Origin of the sequence: Moraxella sp. DOX410, assembly GCF_032248735.1 — a bacterium.
GTDB classification, from domain to species: domain Bacteria; phylum Pseudomonadota; class Gammaproteobacteria; order Pseudomonadales; family Moraxellaceae; genus Faucicola; species Faucicola tetraodonis.
Genome location: NZ_CP135138.1, coordinates 1,905,041 through 1,928,300, shown reverse-complemented (window position 1 = coordinate 1,928,300; position 23,260 = coordinate 1,905,041). Strand labels below are relative to the sequence as shown.

Annotated in this window: 20 protein-coding genes and 4 tRNA genes; 14 read left to right on the top strand and 10 right to left on the bottom strand. The window is 45.3% G+C overall.

All coding sequences use genetic code 11. The features are described from left to right. The first annotated feature begins 32 nt into the window (after positions 1 to 32). The 7 genes from RNZ41_RS08590 (at position 33) to rimI (ending at position 3,502) form a co-directional block, all read left to right on the top strand. A complete protein-coding gene (locus RNZ41_RS08590) occupies positions 33 to 878 on the top strand; it encodes an FHA domain-containing protein (RefSeq protein ID WP_096488519.1) in 846 nt (281 codons plus the stop codon). A gap of 151 nt (positions 879 to 1,029) precedes the next feature. Further along, a tRNA-Thr gene (locus tag RNZ41_RS08585) sits at positions 1,030 to 1,105 on the top strand. A 43-nt stretch (positions 1,106 to 1,148) separates the two neighbouring features. After that, positions 1,149 to 1,232: transfer RNA gene (locus tag RNZ41_RS08580), tRNA-Tyr, on the top strand. Positions 1,233 to 1,307: 75 nt separating this feature from the next. Then, positions 1,308 to 1,381, top strand: a tRNA-Gly gene (locus RNZ41_RS08575). Positions 1,382 to 1,401: 20 nt separating this feature from the next. Continuing rightward, positions 1,402 to 1,476: transfer RNA gene (locus RNZ41_RS08570), tRNA-Thr, on the top strand. Positions 1,477 to 1,743: 267 nt separating this feature from the next. Beyond that, positions 1,744 to 2,934 (top strand): elongation factor Tu, encoded by a 1,191-nt coding sequence (gene tuf / locus RNZ41_RS08565; protein ID WP_007117403.1) that lies wholly within the window; start codon positions 1,744 to 1,746, stop codon positions 2,932 to 2,934. A 58-nt stretch (positions 2,935 to 2,992) separates the two neighbouring features. Next, complete coding sequence (gene rimI / locus RNZ41_RS08560) at positions 2,993 to 3,502, top strand: ribosomal protein S18-alanine N-acetyltransferase (RefSeq protein ID WP_239741536.1); 510 nt, start codon at positions 2,993 to 2,995, stop codon at positions 3,500 to 3,502. Here the strand turns inward: rimI and RNZ41_RS08555 are convergent. From RNZ41_RS08555 to trxB, 3 genes are read right to left on the bottom strand one after another with little or no spacing between them, the layout of a single operon-like run. Continuing rightward, positions 3,495 to 4,313, bottom strand: a complete 819-nt coding sequence (locus RNZ41_RS08555) for an arginyltransferase (protein WP_314027086.1) — start codon at positions 4,311 to 4,313, stop codon at positions 3,495 to 3,497. The genes rimI and RNZ41_RS08555 overlap by 8 nt on opposite strands. 27 nt (positions 4,314 to 4,340) lie before the next feature. Beyond that, positions 4,341 to 5,132, bottom strand: coding sequence for a leucyl/phenylalanyl-tRNA--protein transferase (aat, locus tag RNZ41_RS08550; RefSeq protein ID WP_239741538.1), 792 nt, complete (start codon positions 5,130 to 5,132; stop codon positions 4,341 to 4,343). A 15-nt stretch (positions 5,133 to 5,147) separates the two neighbouring features. Further along, complete coding sequence (trxB, locus tag RNZ41_RS08545; RefSeq protein ID WP_007115964.1) at positions 5,148 to 6,146, bottom strand: thioredoxin-disulfide reductase; 999 nt, start codon at positions 6,144 to 6,146, stop codon at positions 5,148 to 5,150. Positions 6,147 to 6,573: 427 nt separating this feature from the next. Here trxB and RNZ41_RS08540 point away from each other — a divergent pair, with 427 nt between their 5' ends. Continuing rightward, positions 6,574 to 9,705, top strand: coding sequence for a DNA translocase FtsK (locus RNZ41_RS08540; protein WP_314027085.1), 3,132 nt, complete (start codon positions 6,574 to 6,576; stop codon positions 9,703 to 9,705). A gap of 73 nt (positions 9,706 to 9,778) precedes the next feature. Here the strand turns inward: RNZ41_RS08540 and RNZ41_RS08535 are convergent, their stop codons facing one another. Both RNZ41_RS08535 and RNZ41_RS08530 read right to left on the bottom strand, forming a co-directional pair. After that, entirely contained in the window at positions 9,779 to 10,144 is a 366-nt protein-coding gene (locus RNZ41_RS08535; RefSeq protein ID WP_065253256.1) for a RidA family protein, read from the bottom strand. Between the two features lie 92 nt (positions 10,145 to 10,236). Then, positions 10,237 to 11,490, bottom strand: a complete 1,254-nt coding sequence (locus RNZ41_RS08530) for a D-amino acid dehydrogenase (RefSeq protein WP_096488524.1) — start codon at positions 11,488 to 11,490, stop codon at positions 10,237 to 10,239. Positions 11,491 to 11,640: 150 nt separating this feature from the next. Between RNZ41_RS08530 and RNZ41_RS08525 the strand changes: the two genes are divergently transcribed. Beyond that, positions 11,641 to 12,111, top strand: a complete 471-nt coding sequence (locus tag RNZ41_RS08525) for a winged helix-turn-helix transcriptional regulator (protein ID WP_096489605.1) — start codon at positions 11,641 to 11,643, stop codon at positions 12,109 to 12,111. Between the two features lie 113 nt (positions 12,112 to 12,224). On the opposite strand, the gene RNZ41_RS08520 is transcribed toward RNZ41_RS08525, so the two are convergent. Beyond that, positions 12,225 to 13,871 carry an NAD+ synthase gene (locus RNZ41_RS08520; RefSeq protein WP_314027841.1) on the bottom strand — a complete coding sequence of 549 codons (1,647 nt, stop codon included), beginning with the start codon at positions 13,869 to 13,871 and terminating at the stop codon, positions 12,225 to 12,227. 533 nt (positions 13,872 to 14,404) lie between these two features. Between RNZ41_RS08520 and RNZ41_RS08515 the strand changes: the two genes are divergently transcribed. Further along, positions 14,405 to 14,659, top strand: a complete 255-nt coding sequence (locus RNZ41_RS08515) for a hypothetical protein (protein ID WP_314027084.1) — start codon at positions 14,405 to 14,407, stop codon at positions 14,657 to 14,659. Positions 14,660 to 14,696: 37 nt separating this feature from the next. Here the strand turns inward: RNZ41_RS08515 and RNZ41_RS08510 are convergent, their stop codons facing one another. Then, entirely contained in the window at positions 14,697 to 14,990 is a 294-nt protein-coding gene (locus tag RNZ41_RS08510) for a cell division protein ZapA (RefSeq protein ID WP_007115956.1), read from the bottom strand. A gap of 63 nt (positions 14,991 to 15,053) precedes the next feature. Continuing rightward, positions 15,054 to 15,458 (bottom strand): hypothetical protein, encoded by a 405-nt coding sequence (locus RNZ41_RS08505; protein WP_138018825.1) that lies wholly within the window; start codon positions 15,456 to 15,458, stop codon positions 15,054 to 15,056. Positions 15,459 to 15,694: 236 nt separating this feature from the next. Between RNZ41_RS08505 and RNZ41_RS08500 the strand changes: the two genes are divergently transcribed. From RNZ41_RS08500 to RNZ41_RS08490, 3 genes are all read left to right on the top strand, one after another. Then, a complete protein-coding gene (locus RNZ41_RS08500) occupies positions 15,695 to 16,435 on the top strand; it encodes a UPF0149 family protein (RefSeq protein WP_314027083.1) in 741 nt (246 codons plus the stop codon). 79 nt (positions 16,436 to 16,514) lie between these two features. Next, the gene (gene argE / locus RNZ41_RS08495; RefSeq protein ID WP_314027082.1) at positions 16,515 to 17,708 is read left to right on the top strand and encodes an acetylornithine deacetylase; all 1,194 of its coding nucleotides are present in this window, start codon (positions 16,515 to 16,517) and stop codon (positions 17,706 to 17,708) included. Between the two features lie 16 nt (positions 17,709 to 17,724). Further along, positions 17,725 to 19,074, top strand: a complete 1,350-nt coding sequence (locus tag RNZ41_RS08490; RefSeq protein ID WP_314027081.1) for an aminopeptidase P N-terminal domain-containing protein — start codon at positions 17,725 to 17,727, stop codon at positions 19,072 to 19,074. A 105-nt stretch (positions 19,075 to 19,179) separates the two neighbouring features. Here the strand turns inward: RNZ41_RS08490 and RNZ41_RS08485 are convergent, their stop codons facing one another. After that, positions 19,180 to 19,653, bottom strand: coding sequence for an arsenate reductase ArsC (locus RNZ41_RS08485; RefSeq protein ID WP_157796999.1), 474 nt, complete (start codon positions 19,651 to 19,653; stop codon positions 19,180 to 19,182). Positions 19,654 to 20,089: 436 nt separating this feature from the next. Here RNZ41_RS08485 and RNZ41_RS08480 point away from each other — a divergent pair, with 436 nt between their 5' ends. Then, complete coding sequence (locus RNZ41_RS08480; protein WP_050325993.1) at positions 20,090 to 21,484, top strand: sodium-dependent transporter; 1,395 nt, start codon at positions 20,090 to 20,092, stop codon at positions 21,482 to 21,484. Between the two features lie 90 nt (positions 21,485 to 21,574). Here the strand turns inward: RNZ41_RS08480 and RNZ41_RS08475 are convergent, their stop codons facing one another. Beyond that, on the bottom strand, positions 21,575 to 23,248 hold the full coding sequence (locus RNZ41_RS08475) for an aminotransferase class I/II-fold pyridoxal phosphate-dependent enzyme (RefSeq protein WP_314027080.1): 1,674 nt from the start codon (positions 23,246 to 23,248) through the stop codon (positions 21,575 to 21,577). Positions 23,249 to 23,260 lie beyond the last annotated feature (12 nt).

Sequence of the window (23,260 nt, the reverse complement as noted above, 5' to 3'; positions counted from 1 at the left end):
TATTAAATACCCCTTAGGAGTAGGAGACTTGCATGGATAATCATCAAACTAATGCAGTGGATACGATGAACTTCACCGACAACTCGCAAGGCACTTCATGGCAACTCATTGGACTGTCACCAGCGTTGGCGGATTTAACCATTGATATTGATAAAAGCTTAAGCATCGGACGTAGCGATAGCAATGATTTGGTATTAGCAACCTCACAAATTTCTCGCCAACACGCCAAAATTAACCGTATTGGTGAGCAGCTGTATGTGCAAGACTTAGGCTCAAGCAACGGTACCTTTATCAATGGTGAGCGTATCGGTACAGACGCGCATGCTTTGCAAGCTACCGATGAACTCGCCTTTGCTGACTTGGCATTTTTGGTGGTAAATGCCCCAGTCGATGCACTGGATGATGATAGTTTTCTCGATGGTTTACAAGACATTGAGAATTTCACACCCACCACTGACATTCATACCCAAACTGAATCGACTGCATCGGTTGAGCCATCATCACTGAACGCTGCAGCCAACGCCGCGCCTGTGATTGATGTCGTTACCACGCAAGATTTTTTACCTAGCGAGCAGCTGACCAACACTCACGTCGAACAATCCGTACCTTCTGCATCGACGACAACAGTGGATGTAGCAAGCATTGATAATCCCACATCGCCGCTACTTAATACACCGGCTCAGCCGCCTGTTGTCACTGAGGCAGTAGCAGTATCATCACAGCCCGTTGTCTCACCCGTTCAGCCAGCGCAACCATCGCCAGTTAGCACGGTAGAAGCTGATGCAATCAAACCTGCGGCAAAGAAAAACGCCACAGTCGCAATAATAATCGTGGTAATTATTGCGCTGATTATTGCATCCGTGTTGTTGATGTATTAGGGTTTAGGTAGCAAATAAACGGCGCAAGGCGCCTAAAATGCAAATTTGAATCATTAAATTTTCGTTTTAGCAAAAAAAATGAAAAAAAACTAAAAAAACGCTTGCAAGATTAAAAATATTTGCTAAAATGCTCACCACTTTCAAGCGATACGCCGGCTTAGCTCAGTTGGTAGAGCAACTGACTTGTAATCAGTAGGTCGCCAGTTCGACTCCGGCAGCCGGCACCATCCTTTAACACATCGTGTTAAGCGTACCTTGAAAGACAACTATGGTGGGGTTCCCGAGCGGTCAAAGGGGACGGACTGTAAATCCGTTGCGAGAGCTTCGAAGGTTCGAATCCTTCCCCCACCACCATTTGCCTGCTATTGTTATCTGAATATTCCCTAATCACGTTAACAGTAAGTCCAGTATGCTTGGGCGGGTCGCATTGCGGGTGTAGTTTAGTGGTAGAACCTCAGCCTTCCAAGCTGATGGTGCGGGTTCGATTCCCGCCACCCGCTCCATTATTCTAAACCAAAGTTTTGCTCATATAGCTCAGAGGTAGAGCACTCCCTTGGTAAGGGAGAGGTCCCGAGTTCAACTCTCGGTATGAGCTCCAGTTTTATAGAAAATACATTGATAGAAACCAAAAAATAGTTGAGGCAGCACAGAGGTGTTGCCTTTTGTTTTAGCAATAACAAAAAAGTTTGACCATAAAGATGAAGGCTATGGAAAAAACTTGAAATTTATGTTAAATTTGCTATTTTAGTGACCTAGCAACACTCAAATTGGCAACACCAGCACTGGCAATACAGATACACCAGTTGGTTTATAGCTTTGAGCTAGGGTATTGCTAACAGTTTAACAATGATCAGAGGATTAAATTATGGCAAAGGCCAAGTTTGAACGTACTAAACCACACGTTAACGTAGGCACCATTGGACACGTTGACCATGGTAAAACAACCCTAACAGCTGCGATTGCAACTGTAGCAGCAAAACACAACGGTGGTGAAGCCAAAGACTACGCGTCAATTGACTCAGCCCCTGAAGAAAAAGCCCGTGGTATCACCATCAACACCTCACACATTGAATATGACACCCAAGCACGTCACTACGCACACGTAGACTGTCCTGGCCATGCTGACTATGTTAAAAACATGATCACCGGTGCAGCACAGATGGACGGCGCTATCCTAGTTGTATCAGCCACTGACGGCCCAATGCCACAAACCCGTGAACACATCCTACTATCACGCCAAGTAGGTGTACCATACATCATGGTATTCATGAACAAATGTGACATGGTTGATGACGAAGAACTACTAGAACTCGTCGAAATGGAAGTACGTGAACTACTATCAAGCTACGACTTCCCTGGCGATGACACCCCAATCATCAAAGGTTCTGCTCTAGAAGCCCTAAACGGCGGCGAAGGCAAATACGGTGAACCAGCCGTACTAGAACTACTTGACACCCTAGACAGTTACATCCCAGAACCAGAACGTGCGATTGACAAACCATTCTTGATGCCAATCGAAGACGTATTCTCAATCTCTGGTCGTGGTACAGTTGTAACCGGTCGTGTAGAATCAGGCGTTATCAAAGTTGGTGAAGAAATTGAAATCGTTGGTATCAAACCAACCGCAAAAACCACCTGTACTGGCGTTGAAATGTTCCGTAAACTACTAGACGAAGGTCGTGCAGGCGAGAACTGTGGTGTACTACTACGTGGTACCAAACGTGAAGACGTACAACGTGGTCAAGTATTGGCTAAACCAGGTTCAATCAAACCACACACCAAATTTGACGCAGAAGTATACGTACTATCAAAAGAAGAAGGTGGTCGTCACACCCCATTCCTAAATGGTTACCGTCCACAATTCTACTTCCGTACCACTGACGTAACTGGCGCAATCCAATTACCAGAAGGTACAGAGATGGTAATGCCTGGCGATAACGTTGAAATGAACGTAGAGCTAATCCACCCTATCGCAATGGACCAAGGCTTACGCTTTGCAATCCGTGAAGGTGGCCGTACTGTAGGTGCGGGTGTTGTTGCTAAAGTTAACGACTAATCGTTAGTAAGCATACAAAAGAGTCACTTCGGTGGCTCTTTTTTTATGGAAATAAATTATGACTGCCATACAGATATATAAGTTAGATAAAACGAGTACACAAGATAATGCTTTGCAGCAAGTACTGGCGCAGCTGGCACAAATTGAATCCGAGCTATTTGTCCACGATGCTTGGTCGGCTGCGCAAATCAATTCCCTGCTCGCGCAGCCATTTAACCATATAATTTATGCGACAGACGAGCTGAATCAGCGGTTGGTCGGCTATTGTTTTTATAGCCACATATTTGAAGATGCAGAGATTTTAAAAATTGGAACTTGTCTTGATTATCAACAGCAAGGTATTGCAAGCCAATTGTTAACAGCTATGGCGCAAATGTGCCAAGTAGCGGGTGCTGAGCGGATGCTATTAGAGGTAAGAGAAGATAATCATACTGCCCTTGCATTTTATCAAAAACATGGGTTTGAACAGATTGCCGTTCGCAAAAATTACTACGATAATCATGACATGACTAAAACCCATGCGTTAATTATGCAGCGCAAATTCAATGCTAAATTAAATGCTAAGTAGTATTCCACATGTTTAGATAATGTGCTTTTATCGCCTGTTGAAGCAGTGGCTCAACTTGCGCGGCTGTGACAGCCTCATCGAAACGATGCCACTGTTGATTGATTAATAATTCAGTGGGATAAAAACGCGATTTATACGCCATCTTATCCGAATCTGGTACCCAAAAACCTAAATATAAATAAGGTAATCCAAGACGTTTAACATAGTCAATTTGGGTAAGTATCGCAAGGGTGCCCAAACTATTTATGGTTGCATCGGGATCATAGAAAGTGTAGACCGCTGATATGCCGTCATCTAATTGGTCGCAAACTGCCACCATGACTAATTCATCATGAAGCCAAAACTCCATAAAAAATGACTGGGTAAAGCTATATTGTAAAAACTGTTTAAACCCTTGTAAATTGGGTGGATACATATCGCCATCACTATGGCGAGCGCAGATATAGCGAGCATATAGCGTAAAATGCGATTCATCGGCATCATCACAAGCCGTAATTACCACATCCATCTCGTGCGATTTTTGCCACAGTTTGCGCTGGGTACGATTGGGTTCAAACTCGTTAACTACTAAACGTGTAGAGATACAGCGTTGACAATGAAAGCATACAGGGCGGTATAGATGTTGTCCACTACGCCGATACCCAAGCCGTGAAAACTGAGAAAAAATAGGCGTATCTAAACGTTCATCCTTTGCTAATTCAATCAGCTCTAAACGTGCTGCACGATCCGGCAAATAACTACATTGATGCAGCGGCGTCAATTGGCTGGTCAATGCTAGACTGGTCGGGGGGTGGGGTGGTTTTAACGTCATTGGTGCTTTTAAATACCCTTAACTTACCTAAGCTTGCATAGTTGGAGGTAGGTAATAAGTCATCAAATCCTCATTTAACAGTTGATTAAGTGGCAATTTTTGACCGCAAATCGATGACCAATCAATGCTCGGTAGCGATAATTGTTGCGCGAGCTTATCTAAAAATTCCGCTCTGGGCAGAATGGTGGCACCTAAACGCATCAAATGTGGGTTAGGCAACTGACAATCCACCCAAGCAAATTGGGAATGTGCACACAGCTGCATTAACACAAAAAAAGCCGCTTTAGACGCATCTGTCACTCGGTGAAACATACTTTCACCAAAAAAAGCTTGTCCTAGCTTTAGCCCATAGAGACCACCAATCAGCTCATCATCATCCCAAATCTCGACACTGTAAGCGACTTGCTCGGCATGGAGCGCTGTATACGCTTCAATCATAGCGGGGCTGATCCAAGTGGCTGATGCAGAAGCTTGGGCATAGGTGCGGGTATCAGCACAGGCGGCAATGACCTCAGCAAAGGCAAGATTAATGGAAAACGTCCAACCTGCATTTTTGATACGCCGTTTTAGGGTTTTACTGGCGCGAAAATCGCTAGGATAAATAATACAGCGCGGGTCAGGCGACCACCAAGCGATGGGCTCGCCTTCATTAAACCACGGGAACATCCCTTGGCGATAAGCACACACTAAGGTATCAGCTGCCAAATCACCCCCCAACGCAATCAACCCTTCACCGTCAGGGTCTGCCGCCATCGGGTCGGGAAATTGATAACGGCAAACGAAAGGGCTTTGTAATGGATGGTGATTTGGCAATGGCATCGTTGAAAGTATTAGCTAAATAGCAGAGGTGTTGGCTGATACCGTGGTATTGGCATTCGCTAGATTGACAATATCTAAATATTTTTCTGCATCCAACGCCGCCATACAACCCGTGCCTGCTGAGGTAATCGCTTGGCGATAAATATGGTCTGCCACATCCCCACAGGCAAACACGCCTTCGACACTTGTCGCTGTCGCATTACCATCCAGACCGCTTTTGACCACGATATAGCCATTATTCATCTCAAGCTGATCTTGGAAAATATCGGTATTGGGTTTGTGCCCAATCGCCACGAACATACCAGGCGCGTTGATGGTTTTGGTAGACTGGTCTTGGAGATTTTCAATCACCACACCCGTCACGCCTGCGTCATCACCCACCACTTCTTTGACTTGGCTGTTCCATTCGATGGTCACATTGCCATTTTTTTGTTTTTCAAATAATTGGTCTTGCAGAATTTTTTCTGATTTTAATTTATCACGTCGATGCACTAGGGTGACGTGGCTTGCGATGTTTGATAGATATAAGGCTTCTTCAACCGCCGTGTTGCCACCGCCAATCACCACCACAGGTTTGCCGCGATAGAAGAACCCATCACAGGTCGCACAGGCAGAGACACCAAGCCCCATAAATTTTTGTTCAGAGGCGAGACCCAAGTATTGGGCTGAAGCCCCTGTCGCTACAATGAGTGCATCACACGTGTAAGTGGCACTATTGCCGACTAAGGTGAAGGGTCGCTGAGTTAGGTTCACTTGGTTGATATGGTCATACACCAATTGGGTACCAAAACGCTCGGCATGGGCTTGCATGCGTACCATCAAGTCAGGTCCCGTCAAGCCTTGTGGATCACCTGGCCAGTTATCAACTTCCGTGGTGGTAGTCAACTGCCCGCCAGTCTGCATACCTGTGATAATGACCGGTTTTAAATTGGCGCGCGCTGCATACACGGCGGCAGAATAACCCGCTGGACCTGAACCCAAAATAATAAGCTGGTGATGGATAATTTCTGACATACGTCTTTCCTAACAATCGCTGAATAATAAACTAAATAAAACATGTTAATTTTTGATTCATAAGTAAGATAGGGGCTAACATCGAAAATAGCAAGTAAATGTTATTTTTATAACAGATTCATCGGGCAATCAACGCTCAAAAATGGCGTAAGCTTGTTATCAAAAAATACCCTACTATCCGGCTTTGTTGGCTCAAACTGCATTTATCATAGCGCTTGAATTGACTGATTTAACAAAGCAATTTTTCGCAAAAAAAGCTCAGCAACGCACCACTGAGATTTGATATGATAGTCGATTAAAAGGGTGATTTTAATCAACGTTTTTCCAAAATCATTGTTTTTCACAATCATTATCAGTCAGTCATGGCTGAACAAAGCGTTGGCTTACGGCTTATCCAAAGCAGGTTCAAATTCAAAGGTAAATTGCGTTGTCTTATTATATTCGTCAAAGTGTGCTTACGATTATCTGGCTAATCGTGGCATTGTTGTTAGTCATGTCCCTCATCAGTTATTCTGCCAATGATCCCAGTTGGTCGCATATCAATAGTGCGGTAAATGAAGTCAGTAACTTGGCAGGCACGGGTGGTGCGTGGCTGGCTGATATTTTGTATGCGTTTTTGGGCGCGGCGAGCTGGTGGTTTATTGTTATTGCCTGTTATGAAGCTTGGAATGTATGGCGCCATGATGTAGAGCCTAATGGCTTGTTACGTTTTTTGGGTTATATCTTTTTAATAATTGCCACCGCAGGTCTGACAGGGGTGTTATCGTTTGGCTGGTTAGCGCAAGGCATGATCGGGCAAATCGTTGGCAACGGGCTTAGTAGTTTATTAACCTACTGGGGGACTTTGCTGTTTTTATTGGTGTTTATTGCCATCACCGTGACGTTTACCTTTGATTTACATTGGCATGAGATTTTATCAGGTCAAGCTATTCGCAGCCGCCTACACGCTGAAGCCGCAGATGAAGAAACCAATACTGAGCTGAAGGCGACTGCTCAAGAAGCAAGCCAAGCAAAACCAAACGACACCGCACAACTGCCTTTGCCTTTAGCCTCTCATGACACAGAACAAGCGGCTTATGACAGTAGTCATCTAGCGGATGATGAGGCGTTTGTCGGTAGTCCACTCGATGCGTTTTTGGATGAAACGGGTTTTAGTGAAATTAAAGATTATGAATGGCTCGAAGAAAACGATGCCACCAATCCATTTAAACCCGTCAGCTCAACCTATGTAGCAAACACCAAGCTGACCAAAAAACTCGATGAAAAACTGCAAAGTGAAATAATAAAAAAACCGTTTAAAATGCCTACCTTGAACAGACCCCATTTGATACAGGTAGATTCGCAAATCACTCAACCAACTCACACAAAGCAGCCTAGTGTAGATAGTGTAGATAGTGTAGACGTATCACCAGCTATGCCAACTATCGATGACGCATCTATGATATCTGCTATGTCTGCCGCAGGCACAGGGGAGCTAGCGGATAAACAAACCTCTGAGTCGATGACGGGTGTAGAGATGGCTGAACAGGACGCGGCTATTGGGTCGTCAGATTTGGATCATTTAGCGAATAGCGTAGATGCTAGATATGACTTATCACAAAATCCTGTGCTAGAGCCATCATTCGAGGGCATTCAGACAGAGGACATTGAAGCAGAAAGTATTGAAGCAGAAGGTGCAGAAGGTATTGAAACACCAACCCCCTCAGTCGCGTCGTTATTGGGTATGCGACAAGTCCCAGCGCAAGCTAGGGCTAATCCATCAGATGACAGTGCCACCGCACCGGTTGTAGCGGAATTTTTAACCCCTGCAGCAAGTCCGATGATGCCCACCCAAATAGCACGTCCAGCGCAAGCCGTCACACAGATTACTGGCAACGAGATTGCTGCAGCCGAGATTGATACCAACCAGATAACGTCTTCAATACCGACCCATAGTCGTTCGGTGGAATCTGAGCTACTCGACCAAATCGAACAGCCCGCAGCGACTCAGGTCGACCAGCCGCTCGATATCAATGATGATAGCCTGTTTAGTCATAAATCGCGTGCCATGCAAACCGCAGCTTATCGTGCCAATTTAAGCCCGTTACCTGAGTTATCGCTGCTTGATTTGCCAGACCCTGACCGCAAGCCAAGCTACAGCCGCGAACAGTTGCAGCAGCTATCAGCGCTGTTAGAAATTAAGCTACAAGAATTTAATATCAAAGCAGAAGTGGTCAATGCGCAAATGGGTCCAGTGGTGACACGCTTTGAAGTGTCGCTGGCGCCAGGGCTTAAAGCAAGCAAGGTGACGGGCATTGCCAAAGACTTGGCTCGGTCGCTATCCATGGCATCGGTGCGTGTGGTAGAAGTCATTCCAGGTAAACCTTATATCGGTATCGAAGTGCCCAATCCGCAGCGCCAAATGGTACGACTCATCGAACTGCTAAAAACAGAAGCTTATCAAGACCCCGATGGCTTAATCAGTATGGCAATGGGCAAAGATATTGCAGGTAGACCGATTATTGCAGATTTGGCGAAAGCGCCACACATGCTAGTAGCAGGTACCACAGGCTCGGGTAAGTCAGTATTGGTGAATTCGCTGTTATTGTCAATGCTGCTCAAATATACACCAGAGCAGCTGCGATTGATTTTGATTGACCCCAAACAGCTCGAGCTTGCCAACTATGGCGATATTCCGCATCTGCTCACCCCCGTAGTCACCGATATGACCGAAGCAGCCAGTGCTTTGGCATGGAGCGTGGCGGAGATGGAGCGTCGTTATCAGCTGATGTCATTATTTAAAGTGCGTAAGCTTGATGAATTCAACAAAAAAGTCATGGCAGCCGAACAAAGTGGTGAGCCGTTACTAGATCCGCTTTGGCGACCCAATGACAGTGTCAGCCAAGATAGAGCGCCAAAATTAAAACCGTTACCACAAATTGTGATTGTGGCGGATGAGTTTGCCGACATGATTATGCAGGTGGGCAAACAAGCCGAGGAGTTGATTACCCGTTTGGCGCAAAAATCGCGTGCCGCAGGGATTCATTTGATTTTGGCGACCCAGCGCCCATCGGTGGATGTGATTACTGGTTTGATTAAAGCCAATATTCCCGTCCGTGCCGCACTTCGTGTCAACTCAAAAGTCGACTCGCGTACCATTTTGGATGCCGGTGGCGCAGAGGATATGCTTGGGCATGGGGATATGCTGTTTTTAGGACCTGGTCAAATCGAGCCTAACCGTGTACATGGTGCTTTTATCAGCGATGCGGAAGTCAACCGTGTATGTGATGCATGGCGCGAGCGTGGCGCACCTAACTATATTGATAATATGTTTGATAATTTTGAGCTAAGCTCTGCGCCAAGTGGTGGCGATGCTAGCGGATCTAGCAATGGCGAAGAAGACCCGCTGTATGATGACGTGGTGGCGTTTTTGCTCGAAACCCGTAAAGTCTCTGCATCAAGCATTCAGCGCAAATTTAGTATCGGCTATAACCGCGCAGCACGTATTGTTGATGCCATGGAAGAGGCGGGCTTGGTGAGCGGCATGACCAAAAGTGGTAAACGTGAGCTATTAATGTAGAGGTTAGACAAAATAAAAAAGGTGCGATTTATGCACCTTTTTTATTTAACCTTTTGAGCGGTTATGGGTTTATTTAGTCTATGGTATTTTGCGCTGCGACTACGACAATTTCTAATTTCCACAAAGGATTAACCAACTCAGCTTTGACTGTCGCACGGGTAGGCTTTGGGCAATCGGTTAGCCAGTCGCCCCACATGCTATTCACCACCTCAAAATCCGCCAAATCCTTGATAAAAATCTGAGCAGTTAGCAGACGTGATTTGTCGCTATTGGCTTTGGCGAGCATGGCGTCGATATTGTCTAGCACTTCTTTGGTTTGTGTGTGGATATCGGCAGTGTCGGTATTTGGCACTTGTCCTGCGAGGTACACCACGTGGTTAAAAATGGTAATTTCACTTAGATAGTCATTGCTATCGAATCGTTGAATGTGTGCGGTCATGGTGTTTTCCTTGTACTTGTAAATGGATAAATGTTATTTATGCATAGTCTTTTCAAATGCTATTTACAGGTATTTCTGAAAGAGAATAGATACTAGGCATAACGCTGTAATGATAAGCCATCAATGCGAATATCAGGCGTTCTGCCGAGCACCAAATCGCTAATTAATTTGCCAGAGCCACACGCCATTGTCCAACCCAATGTGCCATGTCCTGTGTTCAAAAATAAATTGCGATACCGAGTCGCGCCAATGATGGGCGTGCTATCGGGGGTCATCGGACGTAGCCCTGTCCAAAAACTTGCGTTTGGCAAATCACCGCCTGCGAATAAGTCCTGCGTGACCATTTCGAGTGTAGCACGGCGCTGGGGGTTTAGCGTTACATCAAAACCACTTAATTCTGCCATACCGCCCACGCGAATGCGGTTGTCAAAGCGAGTAATGGCGATTTTATAGGTTTCATCAAGCACCGTTGATTGGGGCGCTAAATCAGCATTGATAATCGGTACAGTCAGTGAATAGCCTTTGACAGGGTATACAGGCAGATTAAGCTGTAGCGGTTGCAAAAGCGCCCGCGAATAACTGCCCAACGCCAATACATACTGGTCTGCCGTTAATAACTCACCATTTACTATCACCCCTTTAATCGCCCCAGCGTCGACTACCAGTTTTTCGATGGTTTGATTGTATAAAAAATTCACCCCTAGCGCTTTGGCTTGTTGCGCTAATGCTTGGCAAAACAAAAAGCAATCGCCTGTTTCATCATGCGGCAAATGCAACCCGCCAACCAGCTTATCAGTAGCATTTGCCAACGCGGGCTCAATATCAGCCAACGCCTTGCTGTTGTCAATCAGCTTAAAAGGCACGCCTGAATCTTGCAACACCTTAATATCTTGCTGTACAGCCTCTAGTTGGGCGGGTTTACGAAAAACTTGTAAGGTGCCTTGCGAGCGGTTTTCGTAGTGAATGCCGGTGTCTTGACGCAACTGCTGCAGACAGTCGCGGCTGTATTCTGCCACTCGTACCATACGCTCTTTGTTGATGGCATAGCGCTTGGCATTGCAGTTTTTGAGCATTTGTAGCATCCATTGCAACTGCCATAGACTGCCATCTAATTTGATGGCTAAAGGGGCGTGTTGTTGGAATAACCATTTAACCGCCTTTAATGGAATACCAGGGGCTGCCCAAGGGGTAGAGTAGCCTGGGGAGATTTGCCCAGCATTGCCAAAACTGGTTTCTTGTGCGGCACCTGCTTGGCGGTCAATCACCGTGACTTCTACGCCTTGCTTGGCTAAATAATAGGCACTTGTAACCCCAATCACGCCACTACCCAGTACCAATACGCGCATACCCACCCCCAAATATCTGCTTAGTTATCAGTTAATTTTGCTAGTATAAGTAAAGTTTTGCAGTGAATTTTGCTGTTTTTATGCTAGAATTTTGCTGATATTATCGGTTTTATCATGTCAATCATCAAAAAACAGGGTTTTCATTTTGCTATGCGTACTTTAGACCGTACCGACCGTTTAATCCTTGAAATCTTGCAACAGCAAGCCAGAATTTCTATCAGCGAATTGGCCGCCAAAGTTAACCTATCAACCACGCCTTGCTCAGACAGGGTTAAGCGCTTGGAGCGTGAAGGTATTATTACAGGTTATCATGCGCGGTTAAATCCCAATTTAATCAATAAAAGCTTGTTGGTGTTTTTAGAGATAAAGTTATCCACCAAGTCAGGCGATGTCTTTGAGCAAGTGAGCAAAAAACTGTCAGAAATTCCCGAGATACTGGAATGTCATTTGATTTCGGGTGAGTTTGATTTTTTGGTCAAAGCGCGGCTAAAAGAGATGAGTTCTTACCGCAAGTTACTGGGCAATATCTTAAAGCAATTGCCAGCGGCGGTGGAAACCCACAGTTTGATTGTGATGGAAGAGATTAAAGAAAGCTTGCATTTGGATGTGACAATGACCTAACTGTCGCGCAAGCTTTACGATATATGCTTTGTGATAAATGCTTTGCGACAGATGAAAAAAAAGACTGCCAAATTGCAGTCTTTTTATGTTGTCTCGCCTTAGATCTTTGGAAATTAGAGTTTTGGAAACTCTAGCGACCAGTGATTGACGAGTGGGTAACGACGCTCACGCCCAAAGGCGCGGTGGGTAATCTTGGTGCCAATCGCCGCTTGACGACGTTTGTATTCATTGCGGTCTACCATACTGAGTACTTTTTTCACCACGTCTTTATCATAACCGGCTTCTACAATCGCATCATACCCAAAGTCGCGATCGATATACAGTTCCAGCATTTTATCGAGGGTATCATAATCAGGCAGACTGTCTTGGTCTTTTTGATCAGGGCGAAGCTCGGCAGAAGGCGGACGCGTAATCACACGCTCAGGAATCACCGGTGTTTCTTCTAGGCGGTTGCGATAGTTGGCGAGGGCGTATACTTGGGTTTTATACACATCTTTTAAGACATCAAATCCGCCTGCCATATCCCCATACAATGTCGCATAGCCCACGGCCATCTCTGACTTGTTGCCTGTGGTGATGACTAGATGACCAAATTTGTTGGACAATGCCATCAAAATCATGCCACGCGCACGGGCTTGGATATTTTCTTCCGTGGTGTCGGCGGTGGTGTTGCTAAACATCGGCTCTAGCGTATGACGCATGCCTTCAACAGCGGCATGAATCGGGCACACGGTATAAGACACGTTGAGTCGGTGTGCCTGCGCCTGCGCATCTTGCAGGCTGATTTGCGAGGTGTACTCATAGGGCATCATGACCGCATAAACTTTATCTGCACCGAGCGCATCAACGGCGATACATAGCGTGAGTGCGGAGTCTATACCGCCTGACAATCCAACCAATACGCCTTTAAAGCCAGAATGATTGACATAATCACGCAAGCCGACAACCAGCGCTTGATAAGTTTCAGCGATTTGGCTGAGCGCAAGCGGTGATTTGCGCTGTTCTGATAATATCACTTGACCGCTTTGGGCATCGTGACGAGCAACCACATACAGGGTATGCTGCAAAAATCTTGGCGCTTCTTGCACGATTTTACCTTGAGCGTTGACCACCATCGAGCCGCCATCAAACACCAAGTCATCCTGACCGCCCACGCTATTGGCATACACAATCGGGATATTGTGCTCAGTGGCACGGCTTTTTAATAAAGCCTTACGTTGTTCTTGCTTGTTTTGCTCAAAGGGCGAGGCATTGAGGCTGATGATGATTTCTGCACCTTTTTCTTTGAGTGCGCGAATGGGAGCGTCTTGCCATAAGTCTTCACAGATAAGTAGTCCAATGGTCAGCCCTTGATAGTCAAACAACACTTGGTTGTGACCGGTATTAAAATAGCGGCGTTCATCAAACACGCCATAGTTTGGCAGGCATTGTTTGTGATAAAAGCCTTTTTGCTGACCATTGTGAATAATAGCCACTGAGTTAAACGTGCCATTGGGGTCAATGTGCGGATAACCCACTAGCATGACGATATCTTTTACTGTGTAGAGCACTTCAAAAGCAAGTTTCACACGTGAGGCAAGACTTGGACGTAATAACAAATCTTCCGGCGGATAACCCAGCAGTGATAACTCAGGAAAGACAATGATATTAGCCCCCTTGTCACGGGCATCTTTAGCCAGCTCTACCATTTTTTTGGCATTATTGATGACATCACCAACAATAAATTGCTGCTGTGCCACCGCAATTTTTAGCCCCACCATAGAATCTGCTTGGTTAATTGGTTGGCTAGTCGGTTGGCTTGATGACTGAGAGGTTGACTGAGAAACTGGCTGTGGGTTTGTTGCTTGGCTTGGCGTAGTAGCTTCGGCGGTCATTGACTCACTCGGCAGCTGCGTTGGTACGCTATTATCTGGGGTTAAATCAAGGTGTGACATGAAAAATCCTTCAGTAAAAATTTGTTATGGGGTCGTCCCTTAGTCATATCCGTCTAAAACGGTATGCAAGCATCATGCTGCTATTATAATTATGGGTGGCAACAGCGATGGCATTACAAGATAAAATTATTCTACATTATATCGCTTTATGATGTGTTTACAATTGCAATCTTTAGACGCTACCACCGAAAAACGCTGCAACTGGTAAAATTAGCCTAAACATAGCATGAATAACCCATCAATGCGCGATTTTTTGCCGTATAATCAAACCTTAGAATGCTAATTAACAGGCAGTCATAATTGTTAATTGGCAACGATGATTCGTTCATTAGACTTTCATTAGACAATGAGGTGAAGCGATGTTTAGCGCAATTTTTGTGGTTTTGGTGATTATGGGGCTTAGCTGGGTTGGGATGAAATGGATGTATCCGCGACCACCACAAGGCTATTTACAGCCGCAGCCAGGCGAGAGTACCGAGCTGCGAGCGTGTGATTTTTGCCATCATACGTTAGCAGAGTGGCGAGGGATTATAGAAGGGGATAAGTTCTTTTGTAATCAAGAACACCAAGCGGATTTTCATGCTGGCAAACACTACCAGCGCGCTCAAAATTAGTCGAATTTTATTTTACACTTATTTTACACTAAAGACGTTAGGCAAAACGCGCAACGTCTTCTAACATTTTCCCCACCAGGTCTTGCGCTTGGCTTTCGTTTTCTTGATAGCGTTGTAAGTTTTCTGATTTTTCAAACAAGGTCAACGCGCATAGTACCAATAATTCTTCTTGGGGTAGCTGAGGCGCTTGGCGGCGTACCTCTTGCATAAACTGGTTAATATAGCTTGCCGCACGCTGCAACGCAGGCTCTTCAGATTCTGGGCAGTTGATGGTATAGCTACGACCATTGATCAGGATATCAACTTTTTTAATGCTTTGGGCAGATGCCATAAGATTTTCCTAACGTATTCAAATGTTTTAAACATGAGTAAGGCTGGCTTAAATAAGGGCGGGTCAATTTTCGCTGTCAATTTTTGCCAAGCGCTCTAACACAAGCTTGGTATGCTCTGCCGCAACACGATTTTTTTCAATCAGTTTTTGATTTTGTGCGGTAAAAATCTGTAATTGGTTTTGGGTTTGTTCGTATTCGGTACTTAGCATGTTGTGAGATTCGGCAAGTGACTGATAGCGTTGCTCGAGTGCTTGATACTCTTCGGCTTGTCTGGCAAGTTGTTGTTCTAAATTTTGCTGCAGTTGTTTGCTGGCATCGAGCTCAGCTTGTACCGCCTGCAGTTGGTCTGCGGTAATAGTTGGCTGTGCTTTAATACGGGTTAACTCGCTACTGGCGAATTGATATTTGTCGCGAAGCTTAGTCAATGCGGTTTGTAGCTGGGTCAGTTGGTCAATTAGGGTGCTCATGATATGATGTCTAGTCAGTAATCGAGTGAATAATCAAGTAAATCATCAAGAGCGACGTGATGGGCGCTCGTTGACATGAATAGCAAAAGGTTTTTTTGGTATAACTATAGCGTGAAGGCTTAAAATTTGAGTGATACTTATATTATTTTACCACTTTAATAATGCCATAGTTGACCGCATTAAGGCTAGTATTATCTCAGTGTTGATATAATTTTTTGTGAAAAAAGGGTAAAGCGATGGATGATTATATTTCGGGTTGGCAGGATTGGACACAAGCATTTGAGGATTGGCATGACGTTACAATTAGTGAGTTACATGGGCTAATCTCAGGGGTGCTCAGTGTGTGTGATGCGCCAACCGAGCAAGAGTGGCAACTGCTACTGACTGAGCTGAGCTTTACCGAGCTTGAGCCAAAAGCGTTAGAGATAGTGACCGAAGAAGGCGAGGATATGGTGGCGGTGTTAACCGATGATGCTGATAGCTACCAGTTTATGCCGTTGTTGCCTGATGACGACCATCCACTCTATGAGCGTTTGATGGCACTTAAGAACTGGGCAAATGGCTTTTTGACAGGCTTTGGTGTCACCGATAGTGCGCTACGTCCGGAAGAAAATAGCCTATTTAATGACTTGGCAAAAATCGGCGCGCTGCGGATTGATGCGTATGATGACGCGCTGCAAGGCACAGACAATGCTGAAGGCGAAGTTGAATATATGGAGCTACTTGAGTTTGTGCGCATGATTCCTGTGAGTGTGTCACAAGGGCGAGTGCGTAAATCAGTCGCCAAGTTGCCGCTCATCGCAGGATTTGCCATGAATCGCCCTGTGGGCAAAGCCCAAGAGATTGATGAGGAGCATTTGGATTTTATTGAGCAGCTACGCGATGATGAACTCGATTGGGAAGCAGAAAAAGATACCAATGATGATTTTGTTACCCATATGGTTATAGATGCCATGACAGGTAAAAAGCCGAGTTGATGTTAATACCCTATTTCGACTAGATTTACCCCTGATAGGGTGTTTTAATGGTTTAAAATTTGAGAAAAATGGAACGACTATGGGCTATCCATCCAACGCAGTAGACTGGTTAACAAAGCTGATTGGTTTTAACACTGTCAGTCGCTACTCCAATTTGCAATTGATTGAGTATGTGGCGGGCTATTGTGAGCAGTTGGGGTTGTCGCCACGTTTGACCTTTAATGCCGATAATACCAAAGCCAACCTCTTTGTGACCGTACCTGCGATGGGTGAGGGTGATACCGTAACGACAGGAGGTTTTGTGTTTTCCGGGCATACCGATGTGGTGCCCGTTGATGGGCAGGCATGGGATACCGATCCGTTTGTGGCGACCATTGTGGAAGATAAGCTATACGGGCGTGGGGCTTGTGATATGAAAGGCTTTATTGCTTGCGCCTTAACCCTGTTGCCTACTGTGGTGCAAGCAAGCCGCGATAAGAGGCTAGGCAAACCGATTCATCTGGCATTGTCGTATGATGAAGAAGTGGGTTGTTTGGGTGCGCCATTACTGCTTGCAGATTTAAAAGCGCAAGGGATCAAGCCCGACTACTGTATCGTCGGTGAGCCGACCATGATGAAAATGGTCACCGCGCATAAAGGCATCCAAGTGTATCGCTGCCGCGTGCATGGCAAATCAGTACATTCATCGCTGACCCCGCAAGGCGTCAATGCTATCAGCTATGCTAGTAAAATTATCAATTTTATTGATAAACTTGCCGAACAATTGCAACAACGTAACGACCAAGACATGGCGTTTGACGTACCATTTTCGACCTTGTCAGTGGGCACTATTACCGGCGGCACGGCAACCAATATCGTGCCCAACCTGTGCGAATTCACCTTTGATTATCGCAATTTGCCGCACATGAATGAAAGCCAAGTGATTGAGCCAATTCGCGCCTTTATCAAAACCCTTGAGCCTAAGATGCACGCCATTGACAGCGACACGGGCATTGAGCTAACTCGCAACGAAAATGTCCCTGCAATGACCGACAAAGATAGCCAGGCCTTGCAACAGCTCATTGAAAATTTGGTGGATGAACAGCAACGTCACAAAGTGGCGTATGCCACCGAAGGTGGGCAGTTTACCAATGCAGGCATTCCGACGGTGATTTGCGGACCCGGCGATATTGGCAATGCCCATAAAGCCAATGAGTTTGTCAGTCTAAACCAACTAGCAAAATGCGAAAGCTTCCTACAGCAAATTCTTCAACAATGCTGTGACAGCCATTAATTTTTTTGGAAATATCATGTCAAATCAATTAACCATACAGTTGTTGCCAAAGCTTCCCCAAAGCCAATTTGCCAAACGGCGTGCCAAACTTGCTGAAGCCTTGCCAAACAATAGCATTGCGATTTTGCAGACGGCTCCCGCGCATATCCGCAACAACGATGCTGAGTATAAATACCGCGCCGACAGCAGTTTTTTCTACTTAACTGGCTTTGCCGAGCCAGAATCCGTCATGGTTTTGGAAAAAACTGACCATACCGTCAACTACACTTTATTTTTACGTGAGAAAGACAAACTACGTGAGATTTGGGATGGCAAACGCGTAGGGCTTGAGGGTGCAACCGCAGATTTTGGCGCGGATAAAGCGACTGCCATTGGCAGAATTGATGAGGTGATGCCAAATCTGATTTTTGGTAAAAAACACGTGTTTGCCCGCTTTAATAATGAGCTGATTGGCTGGCTTAATCAAGCCAAGCAGCTGCAGCGCGGCGAAGGTGTGATCGATACCATCACCAATATTGACAGCCTTATCAATGAAATGCGGCTGATAAAAGATGAGTCTGAAATTGCACGCATGAAAGTCGCCGCCCAAATCAGTGCTTACGGGCATATTCGCGCCATGCAAAGCGTGGCATCCATGATGCAAAAAAATCAAGGCAATGAAAGCAGACTGGAAGCTGAAGTCAACTATGCTTTTGCCCAATATGGCTGCGTACCCTCTTACAATAGTATCGTGGCGGGCGGCGACAATGCCAATATTTTGCATTATGTCGAAAACGACCAACCGCTGCACGATGGCGACTTGGTGATGATAGATGCGGGCGCTGAATATCAACACTATGCAGGCGATATCAGCCGTACTTTTCCCGTGAGTGGCAAGTTCAGCGACGTGCAAAAACAGGTGTATGACATTGTGCTAAATGCCAATATCGCCGCCATCAATAGCCTAAAAGCAGGCGAACATGGCAAAATCCATCATGAAACTGCGCTTAAAGTACTGACCCAAGGCTTGATTGAGTTGGGAATTTTGACAGGCGATGTCGAGGAGTTGATTGCTGATAAAGCCTACTTACCGTTTTATATGCATGGCACAGGGCATTGGCTTGGCTTAGATGTGCACGATGCAGGGCGCTACACTGGCGACGATGGTAAACCCAGAAAGCTTGAAAAAGGCATGGTGATTACCGTTGAGCCAGGCTTGTATTTTGCGCATGACAATGCATTGGTACCCAAGAAATATCGGGGTATTGGCATTCGGATTGAGGATGATGTGGTTATTACCGACGGTGAGCCGCTGGTTCTTACCCGTGATGTGCCAAAAACAACGGACGCGATTGAATCATTAATGCAGCAAAAAGTTGATTCATAGATAGATTGATAGAGGCACATCTACATATAGAGGCAAAGAAAAAAATAGAAAAAAGAAAAGCCCAAGACAGTTGGGCTTTTTTAGGGTCAATCGTTTACCGGGATGTTAGGCATCCGCTGATGGATGTGCCAAATGCTCGATTTTATCTTCGGGCAAGTTTGTCAATAAATGAATGCGCTGAGAGAGTTGGCGTAATACTTGGCTAAATGCGGCTCTTTCCATATCACTATCGGCTGATACACTGTCCGTATCATTGATATGCCAATGTGCGGTTAGTAGGAATTTACCATCAATGTCGGCATGTTGCTGTAAAGAATTGCACAGCCCAATCACCAAATCAATCTTTGGCGCGTTTTCTTGTAAAAACTGATTGACGGATTTGGGCGCTAAGCTTGCCACATCATAACCTTCTTGTTTTAATACTTCAAGCGTGAATGGATGCGCGCTAGGGGATGGCTCAACGCCTGCGCTATAGGCTACAAAACGGTCACCGCCAATTTTATTCAAAATGGCTTCTGCCATTAGGCTACGGCTAGCATTGTGCTTGCACAAGAACAACACGTTATAAGGCTGCGTCATCAATAAGTCCCTTGTCATCATTCTGCGAACGGTCAGCACGTTTGGGCGTGCAATTTTTGAAAATGAAATTTTACCTTCAATAGCAAAAAATTGCTATCAAAATCCCTACAATTGTGCAAGTTTAAACCATTGACATTAACCGCTAAGTTTTGCCGGTCATTCGCCATCAAATAGGTGAAAAAATTATTGATTCCAAAAAGTAATATTTAGTATAAAAATAATTTGCGTTTAATGAATTTTAAAAATAAACATTATAAATATTTGATTTTATTATATTTTATTTAACTGCAAAAAAATAATGACATACTTGTATAACTTTTGGTTGGGTTTTGTGAAAAGAAAGTTTGACATTAACTATTGATTCATGAAAAATCTACATACTGCAAGATTCTCGTTGCAATTTTTTCATTTATTTACATTCGATTAGGGAGGGATTATGAGCACTAATCACAAGTCGTCTCATTCCCAGTGGAGCTCAAAGATTGGGTTCTTGATGGCGGCCGTGGGTTCTGCGGTCGGTCTCGGTAGTATTTGGAAGTTTCCTTACATGACAGGCGATAGCGGTGGCTCGGCATTTGTTATCGTGTTTATCATCAGTATCGCGCTTATTGGTTTTCCAGTGTTGGTCACTGAATGGCTGATTGGTCGCCGTGGACAAAGTAACCCAGCGGCAAGTTTTCGCAAAGCGGCAGTTGCTAACAACACCTCGCCGGCTTGGAGTCTGCTTGGCTACTTTGGTATTTTAGCTGCTTTTATGATTTTGTCATTTTATAGTGTGATTGGCGGCTGGTCGCTTAATTACACCTTAAAAGCCGGTATCAATGCATTTGGTGGTCTCAATGCCGACGCCACTGGCAAAATTTTTGAGACGATGTTAGCCAATCCAACCGAAATGACGTTGTGGCACACGGCGTTTATGGGCTTGACGGCGCTAATTGTGGCAGGCGGTGTATCAGCAGGTATTGAGAAAGCATCAAAAATCATGATGCCTGCGTTAGCTTTTATCCTCTTATTTATCGTGGGATATAATGCGATTAATATGGATTTTGCCAAAGGCGCAGAGTTTTTGTTTAAGTTTGACTTGCAGCGTATGCAGGAAGTTGGCGTGGGTAAAGTGCTGATGGCGGCGCTAGGACATGCGTTCTTCTGTCTGTCACTGGGTATGGCGATCATGGTGAGTTATGGTTCATACCTAAAACAAGATGTGGATTTATTGGCAACCGCGCGCACGGTGATTATTTGGGATATTATCTTCTCATTGGCGGCAGGTCTTGCGATTTTCCCGATTTTATTTAGCAATCATCTGGATCCAGCGGCAGGTCCCGGTTTGGTGTTTGTGACCTTGCCAATCGCCTTTGGTCAAATGAGCCTAGGTGTGGTGGTGGGTACTTTATTCTTCTTGTTATTGACTTTTGCGGCATTGACGTCGTCGATTTCAATTCTTGAACCTATTGTCGAATTCTTGGAAGAAAAAACCCCAATGAGCCGTAAAATCTGCACGCTAGTAGGGGCAGTGGCAACGTGGGCAGTGGGTGTACTTGCGTTATTGTCATTTAATAAATTGTCTGATTTTGCGGTATTTACTATCCACAAAAACGGTAAAGACATCCCACAAGGTATCTTTGACGCGCTAGATTATACGTCTAGTAAAATCATGCTACCTTTGATTGGTTTGGGTACCATTATCCTCATCGGCTGGTTTATCAACCAAGAATCGGTAAAACGTGAATTGGGGCTAGATGGCATGAAATGGACTATTTGGCAAATTGTGGTAAAATTTGTCGCACCGATTGGTATCATCGCCGTATTTTTAACGGAGTTACTGGGTTAATCCCAAGGGCTTTATCTCAATAGCTGTATGTAATTAATTGCTCACAATAAAAAACCCCGACGATTCGGGGTCTTTTGTTTCAATGAAATATTAATCGGTGCCATATTCTTGGCGTTTTGTGGCAAAAAAGCGCTCAAGTCGATCCATCGCTTCATGCAAATCTGATGCATTGGGCAAAAATACCACGCGAAAGTGGTCAGGCGCATGCCAGTTAAAGCCTGTACCTTGTACCATCAAGACTTTTTCTTGTAGTAATAATTCCATCATAAACTGCATGTCATCTTCGATTGGATAAATGTCACGGTCAATTTTTGGGAAACAATAAAATGCCCCTTGCGGCATGGTGCATGAGATACCTTTAATGGCGTTTAGGCGCTCGATAGCGATGTTGCGCTGCTGGTACAGGCGACCGGTTGGTGCGGTCAAGGCTTGCATACTTTGATAGCCACCCATCGCCGTTTGAATCGCGTATTGTGAGGGCACGTTGGCACACAGCCGCATCGATGATAGCATGGTTAACCCTTCAATAAAATCAGCCGCATGGTGTTTTTTACCCGATAACATCATCCAGCCTGAGCGAAAACCTGCGATACGGTGCGACTTTGACAAGCCATTATAGGAGATAACCAAGCAGTTTTTGGCAAGGGTGCACATCGGTACATGCACGGCATCATCATACAGTACGCGGTCATAAATCTCATCTGCCATCAGCACAAGCCCGTGTTTTTCTGCCAGTGCCACGATTTTTTTTAAATTTTCGGTAGAATAAAGCGCGCCTGTTGGGTTGTTTGGGTTGATGACCACAATGCCTTTGGTGCGCTCATTGATTTTGCTTTCGATATCAGCAATATCTGGCTGCCAGTTGTCGGCTTCATTACACAGATAATGAACCGCTTTACCCCCTGCCAAATTCGTCGCCGCTGTCCAAAGCGGGTAGTCAGGCATAGGAATCAGCACTTCATCGCCGTCATCCAGTAACGCTTGCATGGTCATCACAATCAGTTCAGAGACACCATTGCCCAAATACACATCGGCAACGTCTACCGCTTCTAACAATCCTTTGGCTTGGTAATACTGCAAAATCGCTTTACGCGCGGCAAAAATCCCTTGAGAGTCTGAATAGCCAATCGCATTGGACAAATTCATCGCCACATCTGATAAAATCTCTTGCGGCGCTTCAAACCCAAATGGGGCAGGGTTGCCGACATTGAGTTTGATGATTTTATGACCTTGTGTCTCCATGCGGTTAGCAGTTTGTAGCAAAGGACCGCGAATGTCATAGCACACGTTTTGCAGTTTATTGGATTTGTTCAAAGTTTTCATGGTAGATACATCACTACTAGGTTTGGGATTGGGTTTGGGATTAGGTTTAGAATGGTTGGGTTGAAAATTGGTAGCAGCGGGCGTCGTCGCTTGAGCCGTTTGACCCTGCCACGGATTCGCTTGATTGGCATCGCTTGATGCTTGTGCTACAGTAGTGTCATTGACAGTATGCGCTGCTAACGCTTGGGTATTGACGTTATGACTTTCCACCCCAGTACCTGATAGCAAATAGCTTTCGCTGCACCCTAACAGACTGGCAAGCACAGGCAGTTTATTGGACACGATGCCATTGGAACCGCGCTCCCAATTAGAAATCGCGGCACGGCTAACTTTAGCACCAGCTTGGGTCATTAAATCGGCAAGTTCGGCAGTGGTCAAACCTTTGCTTTTACGCAGCTGCGTCAAGCGTTGTCCAGCCGATAGTTTAGCGTCAGTGAGCATAGCGGGGGAGTT

Bases quoted from the DNA above. Each gene is read 5' to 3' on its own strand.
- RNZ41_RS08500 (WP_314027083.1), top strand. From the start codon at position 15,695: ATGGATGATTATATTTCGGGTTGGCAGGATTGGACACAAGCATTTGAG.
- RNZ41_RS08520 (WP_314027841.1), bottom strand. From the start codon at position 13,871: ATGGTGGGGCTAAAAATTGCGGTGGCACAGCAGCAATTTATTGTTGGT.
- RNZ41_RS08530 (WP_096488524.1), bottom strand. From the start codon at position 11,490: ATGCGCGTATTGGTACTGGGTAGTGGCGTGATTGGGGTTACAAGTGCC.
- RNZ41_RS08525 (WP_096489605.1), top strand. From the start codon at position 11,641: ATGCGTACTTTAGACCGTACCGACCGTTTAATCCTTGAAATCTTGCAA.
- rimI (WP_239741536.1), top strand. From the start codon at position 2,993: ATGACTGCCATACAGATATATAAGTTAGATAAAACGAGTACACAAGAT.
- RNZ41_RS08555 (WP_314027086.1), bottom strand. From the start codon at position 4,313: ATGACGTTAAAACCACCCCACCCCCCGACCAGTCTAGCATTGACCAGC.
- RNZ41_RS08535 (WP_065253256.1), bottom strand. From the start codon at position 10,144: ATGACCGCACACATTCAACGATTCGATAGCAATGACTATCTAAGTGAA.
- tuf (WP_007117403.1), top strand. From the start codon at position 1,744: ATGGCAAAGGCCAAGTTTGAACGTACTAAACCACACGTTAACGTAGGC.
- RNZ41_RS08485 (WP_157796999.1), bottom strand. From the start codon at position 19,653: ATGACGCAGCCTTATAACGTGTTGTTCTTGTGCAAGCACAATGCTAGC.
- RNZ41_RS08510 (WP_007115956.1), bottom strand. From the start codon at position 14,990: ATGGCATCTGCCCAAAGCATTAAAAAAGTTGATATCCTGATCAATGGT.
- RNZ41_RS08590 (WP_096488519.1), top strand. From the start codon at position 33: ATGGATAATCATCAAACTAATGCAGTGGATACGATGAACTTCACCGAC.
- RNZ41_RS08480 (WP_050325993.1), top strand. From the start codon at position 20,090: ATGAGCACTAATCACAAGTCGTCTCATTCCCAGTGGAGCTCAAAGATT.
- RNZ41_RS08515 (WP_314027084.1), top strand. From the start codon at position 14,405: ATGTTTAGCGCAATTTTTGTGGTTTTGGTGATTATGGGGCTTAGCTGG.
- RNZ41_RS08490 (WP_314027081.1), top strand. From the start codon at position 17,725: ATGTCAAATCAATTAACCATACAGTTGTTGCCAAAGCTTCCCCAAAGC.
- RNZ41_RS08475 (WP_314027080.1), bottom strand. From the start codon at position 23,248: ATGCTCACTGACGCTAAACTATCGGCTGGACAACGCTTGACGCAGCTG.
- argE (WP_314027082.1), top strand. From the start codon at position 16,515: ATGGGCTATCCATCCAACGCAGTAGACTGGTTAACAAAGCTGATTGGT.
- RNZ41_RS08505 (WP_138018825.1), bottom strand. From the start codon at position 15,458: ATGAGCACCCTAATTGACCAACTGACCCAGCTACAAACCGCATTGACT.
- aat (WP_239741538.1), bottom strand. From the start codon at position 5,132: ATGCCATTGCCAAATCACCATCCATTACAAAGCCCTTTCGTTTGCCGT.
- trxB (WP_007115964.1), bottom strand. From the start codon at position 6,146: ATGTCAGAAATTATCCATCACCAGCTTATTATTTTGGGTTCAGGTCCA.